4 protein-coding genes are annotated in these 5,153 nt (G+C 60.8%); 1 reads left to right on the forward strand and 3 read right to left on the reverse strand.

Going from position 1 to position 5,153, the window contains the following annotated elements; genetic code table 11:
- Positions 1-206: 206 nt before the first annotated feature.
- Positions 207-1,835: an MFS transporter gene (locus AB0J47_RS42015; RefSeq protein ID WP_329406801.1), complete on the reverse strand. Its 1,629-nt coding sequence runs from the start codon at positions 1,833-1,835 to the stop codon at positions 207-209.
- A 387-nt stretch (positions 1,836-2,222) separates the two neighbouring features.
- Here AB0J47_RS42015 and AB0J47_RS42020 point away from each other — a divergent pair, with 387 nt between their 5' ends.
- Positions 2,223-2,807 (forward strand): helix-turn-helix domain-containing protein, encoded by a 585-nt coding sequence (locus AB0J47_RS42020; RefSeq protein ID WP_329406798.1) that lies wholly within the window; start codon positions 2,223-2,225, stop codon positions 2,805-2,807.
- An 80-nt stretch (positions 2,808-2,887) separates the two neighbouring features.
- On the opposite strand, the gene AB0J47_RS42025 is transcribed toward AB0J47_RS42020, so the two are convergent.
- Complete coding sequence (locus AB0J47_RS42025) at positions 2,888-3,718, reverse strand: SDR family oxidoreductase (RefSeq protein WP_329406796.1); 831 nt, start codon at positions 3,716-3,718, stop codon at positions 2,888-2,890.
- Between the two features lie 473 nt (positions 3,719-4,191).
- Positions 4,192-4,413: a cytochrome C oxidase subunit IV family protein gene (locus AB0J47_RS42030; RefSeq protein ID WP_364360229.1), complete on the reverse strand. Its 222-nt coding sequence runs from the start codon at positions 4,411-4,413 to the stop codon at positions 4,192-4,194.
- Positions 4,414-5,153 lie beyond the last annotated feature (740 nt).

The raw sequence follows: 5,153 nt of genomic DNA on the forward strand, positions 1-5,153 counted from the left end.
GCGGCGATCTCCAGACGCCGGGTCGCGTCCGAGTGCCCGCCGCCGTCGAGCGCCGACGCCATCAGCTCGTGACAGGTGTACGTGGCAACCTGGTCAGGACCGGCGTGGCAGGACGAAACGCTCATCGACATGGGAAACACCTGCGGTGGAAGGAATTTGAGATAGGGCAAGATCAAGCCGTGCGCGGCCAGGCCGGCTATCGACGGCTAGTGGCCAGCGGTCATTGCTTCGATGCCACCGGTAGCCGGTTTGCGGCCGTGGCGCATGAACACCGCGATCAGCAAGGCGATGAAGCTGAAGCCGCTCATCACCAAGAATCCCAACGAGTAGCCGCGATCGGCGAAGACCTGGGGAATGACTTGGGTGAACTTATTGCCCATAACGTTGATCTGCGCCTTGACGGGACTGTTGTTCAACAATGCTGTGACGATCGCGAGGCCAATAGATGTACCCATGCTGAACGTGACGCCGAGCATACCGGAGCTGATGGCGTGTTGCTCTGGCGGAACGGCCTCGGTGACGAGAATGGGAACCGATGAATAGAGGAAGCCGAATCCGATTCCGAACACCGCTGCCAGGATGGCGTAGGTGGTCCAACTGTAAGGCAGTAACGCATATCCGATGCCAGTCCCGGTCATGATCGCGAGAGCCATGATCGCGACGATCCGGCCGCCGACTCGGGTCGTCAGGTATCCACCGAGGGGACCGAAGATCATACCGACCAACCCGGCGACAATGCCGATGTGCAGGGCGTACTGCATCAGGGTGAACCCGTCGCCATAGGTGTACCCGGGATCGAAGTGAAGTTGGACAGCGGAAAGAGGCAAATTGACGCCCACCATTTCATGCGCCTTGTCGACCACGCCCTGGCTGACTATGCCGTGCAGCTGGTCCTGGCTCGGAGTCTGCGTCATGTACCCCAGCGCGTAGGACTGCACCGCGAGGATCCCGACACCGAGCAGCCCCATCAGCAATACCAGGCTGACCTTGGGTTGACTGAGCAGTTTGACGTCCACCAGCGGCCTGCTGATCCGGGCTTCGACGACGTAGAAGGCTACCAGCAGTGCCAGACCGGCTATCAGCCATGCGAACGTGGTGGGACGACCCCAACCCCAGTCCTGTCCCTTGTCCAGATAGATCAGCGTCAGCGCCACACCAACCGAAAGCAGTACCGCGCCAACGGGATCGATACGGTCCTTCACCCGCCGCGTGGACTCCGGCACCACGATCATGACGATCGGCACCATGATCAGCGTGAAAACGCCGAGAACCCAGAACATCATGCGCCAGTCGTAATGGTCGACCAGATACCCTGCAACGATTGGCGCCAGCACCCCGGAGAATCCCATTCCGGTGGCCGTCACGCCGAGCCCGATGGGAACCCATTTACGCGGCAGCAGATCTCGGACCAACGCCCACGAAATGGCCTGCGTGGCGATTGCGAACGCCTGCAACCCACGCCCGATCAGAAACCAAGTCCAGCTATGGGTCAGCGCATCGATCAAGCATCCGACGATGAAGAACAAGCCGCAAAGAATGAAAATCCGCTTCTTACCCCAGATATCGGCCATTTTCGCGAGCAACGGGGTTGCCGACGCGCCGACCAGGCCGAGGATGATGATGGTCCAATTGATGTTTGCGCCGACATTCGGAAAAGACGATGTCATCTTCTGTAGCGCCACGGATACCATGAAGTATTGCAGCGGGACCACTTCAGTAAACAGCACGATCGCAGCTAGCACAGCAATTATCCGTGCCGTCGACGCACCGGCCAGTTGTCCGGAATCGGCGGTTTTCTCGGTGTCGTCCGGCGTCGGATCGGTCACGGTGGACATGGGTGCTCCTAGAGAACAAGCAACGTTGATCGGATAAATCTCATAGTGTTGGCCGACCCGAAAGCGGTCTTTTCTTTAACTGGGCTTTCCCGGGGCGGCATCGAGCCTGGTTTCAAACGCGCAAGGTTATGCGTACCGATGGAGACGGCCGCACGAGACGAGAGGTTCGGGGTGCTCGTCCGTTTTTCGATCGCCTTGATCGGCGAGCGCGGACCGAGCCATATCGAGTTGTCGCTGCTCGCGCGCATGTTTCTGAGCCGGCCCGGCACATGCACCACAGAGCAGTTGATATCGACCGCAACTAGCCGATCGGCTATCTCGATAGAGGCTAGCCCATCAGCTAGTCGAGACGCAAGGGTCTACTAGCCGATCGGCTATAGTCGAGGTGTGAATCCCGCCGATAGCACAATCACCGCAGCACGCGGCAAATACAGTGCCGCGCAGAACCGCACCATTAAGGCTGCACACGAACTGTTCGGCAGTCACGGCGTCAGCGGCACGTCGTTGAAAATGATCGCCAATGCACTCGGCGTCACCAAAGCGGCTGTGTACCACCAGTTCAAGAGCAAGGACGACATTGTCCTCGCGGTGGTCGAAACCGAATTGGCGGGATTGGCGGACGCGATCGTTGCCGCGGAGGCCGAGGACAACAGTCTGCGAGCGCGCGAAATACTTCTCAGCCGGGTGATCGATCTCGCCGTCGAGCGTCGACGGCTGGTCGGCGTACTACAGAACGATCCGATAATGATCCGATTCTTGGCTGAACACGAGCCGTTCCAGCTGTTGATCGAGCGCCTCTATACCGTGCTGGCCGGCGAGCACGCGGGAGCAGACATGCGAGTGCCGGCCGCGATGCTCTCGGCCGCCATCGCTGGGGCCGCAGTCCATCCCCTCGTGGTGGAACTCGACGATGACACGCTGCGAAAACATCTCCTGCATCTGACACGACGGATTCTCCAGCTACCGGAATGAGCAGGGCAAGCGCGAGAGTGCACCATTACGACATGGCCGATCTGGCGGACCGCCCCGAAGGACAGTGTCGGTCATAGCCGTCACCTTCCGGCCAGCCGGAGGACAGCGGTGCTCATACCGCCGTCCACCAGCAGGTCGACGCCATTGACGAAGCTCGCTTCATCCGACAGTAGGAAGGCCACCGCGGCCGCCACTTCTTCGGCACGCCCTTCCCGACCTAGCGGCGTGCGCTCAACCATTGTGGCCATTAGCGGATTGCTGGCCGCCTCGAGGCGTCCTTGCGGTGTATCGATGATTCCCGGCGACACCGAGCAGATTCGGGCGCCCAATGGACCGAGCCGCACCGCCTCCTGCTGCACGAAGCGTCGTACGCCATGTTTGGCCCACACATAGGCCATCCCGGTGAATTCGACGTCCGCCCCCAGCTCGCCGTGGATCCTGTCGAGTAGCCGCACATCCAGCGGCGCATCAAGGATCGCGTCGACGGCGGGATTTCGCTCGGCTACGCCGATTGTCGGCGCTATCGACGCGAAACACACTATCGCGGTACCCGCTGTGACGAGCGGCCGAAGCACCTCCACCAGCATCGCGGTTCCGACCAGATCGACGGTGAATACACGACGCCAGTCAGCCATCGTTGGCGAGATACCCGCCGCATGAGCAACCGCCCGAAGCGTGCCCAGTTCGTTGACGCGGTCGGCAAGACGGGGCAATCCAGCATCATCGGTAATGTCGAGCACGAATGGCTCGACGGTTCCGCGCACCGTCGCCGACAGCTCCTCGGCCGCCGTGCCCACAGTCTGCTCGTCCCGGTCGACAAGCAACAAGACGTCGACCGTATCGACCAGACGCTGGGCACATGCCAGCCCCATCCCCCGGCCAGCACCGGTCACAATCCCAACACTCGTCATATCTTCTACCTTCATCTTTCGTGTTGGCGTAGAACGTGCCTGGATACAGATGCGGCTCGACGGTGACGCCCTGCCTGCACCAATCGCTGCGCATAGCTGAGCCCTTGCCGCCCAACGCCATACCGGAGTGTCGACAAACGCGCGTCGAGAATCCCGGCGGCTCCGGCCCGGCGGTGCGGAAGGTAAGAGCTCAGCCGGATATCGGGCGCGCCGACCGGGCCGACGGCGAGTTCTCGAACCGTCACACCGCGGTTATCGGGCTCGCCGAAGATCTCGGCGAGTGCCACCTTCACCCGATTCTGCGTCGGGCAAGTCGGTGACATCGACGTCCGGCATCATCGCAACAACACCGGCGATCTCCGGGTCGAAGACAATATGTCATCGGTTCCTCTCTGCCAGTTCGGCAGATTTGCGGTTCATATCGGACCGGTCGGCGTGTCGTGGCCGAGGACCGCCGCCATGGGTTCCGCGCACTACCGGACCGCGAGGCCGACGTAATAGCTGCCGAGCAGGCTTGCGGCGATCAGCAAGACCCACAGATCCGTGAGGCGGCACAACAATGCTGGAGCGCGCCGCACCTCCATGAATTCCCGAAAGATGATGCGTACCTTGATGAGCGCCATGACGATCGCAGCAGAGGTGATCACAGTGCTCGGCCTGAGCGCCGCGCCGTGATTGCCGGAGTCGACCAACAGCGCCCAACCGGTTGCTATCGGCGATCACGGAAAACGGTTTGCCCAACTGCTGGCCCAACTCGAGCAACGTCAGGTGCGATACATCGCTGTAGGTCCACAGGCCGACCCACTGTGTTCTGACGTTCGCGGTCTCGGACAGCTCTGCGGCGTCGGCGCGACTCTGCATCGACCACTCCTAAGGCTGACTCAAATCAATCATGAACGAATGCGAGTCGTCAGATACTCACATTGGATGTCGTTAGCTAAATGCTATATCTGCAGGCTATATACCAGCAGATATGCTGCCACGACAAGGACGTTAACACATCCGATCGTTGTGTGGAATAGCCTCACTGACTTCAATCAGTCATGGTGCCGTACCGCGACGCGCGCCAGACGGGCAGGGCACTCATCCACTCCGCCCTACCCGAGCACACGGGCGCGAACACGCCCTATATGACCCGCGGCAGCGCTAGGCCCACTTCGTACTGGAAACAACTTCGCCATATAAAACCGAGCAGTACTATTTCTATCGCCGACAGCGCTCAATCTGTGACCGAGTCAGGTCAGTTATCTGCGCCTCCGTGTCCGCCCGGCCGGGATGAGGCAGAACCGCGCGATGATATGGTCCACGACTTCCGGCGTAGCGCCGTGTCGGCCATGACATAACCAACTCGAGTCAGGTTGCTCACCGGGAAGGGAAACGATGCCCGCCAAGGGAAAGGTCTCTTCCCGCGAAGCCAAGGGGCAGCAGACACGTG

The sequence above is a fragment of the Nocardia sp. NPDC049737 genome, from assembly GCF_040674755.1.
Taxonomy (GTDB): domain Bacteria; phylum Actinomycetota; class Actinomycetes; order Mycobacteriales; family Mycobacteriaceae; genus Nocardia.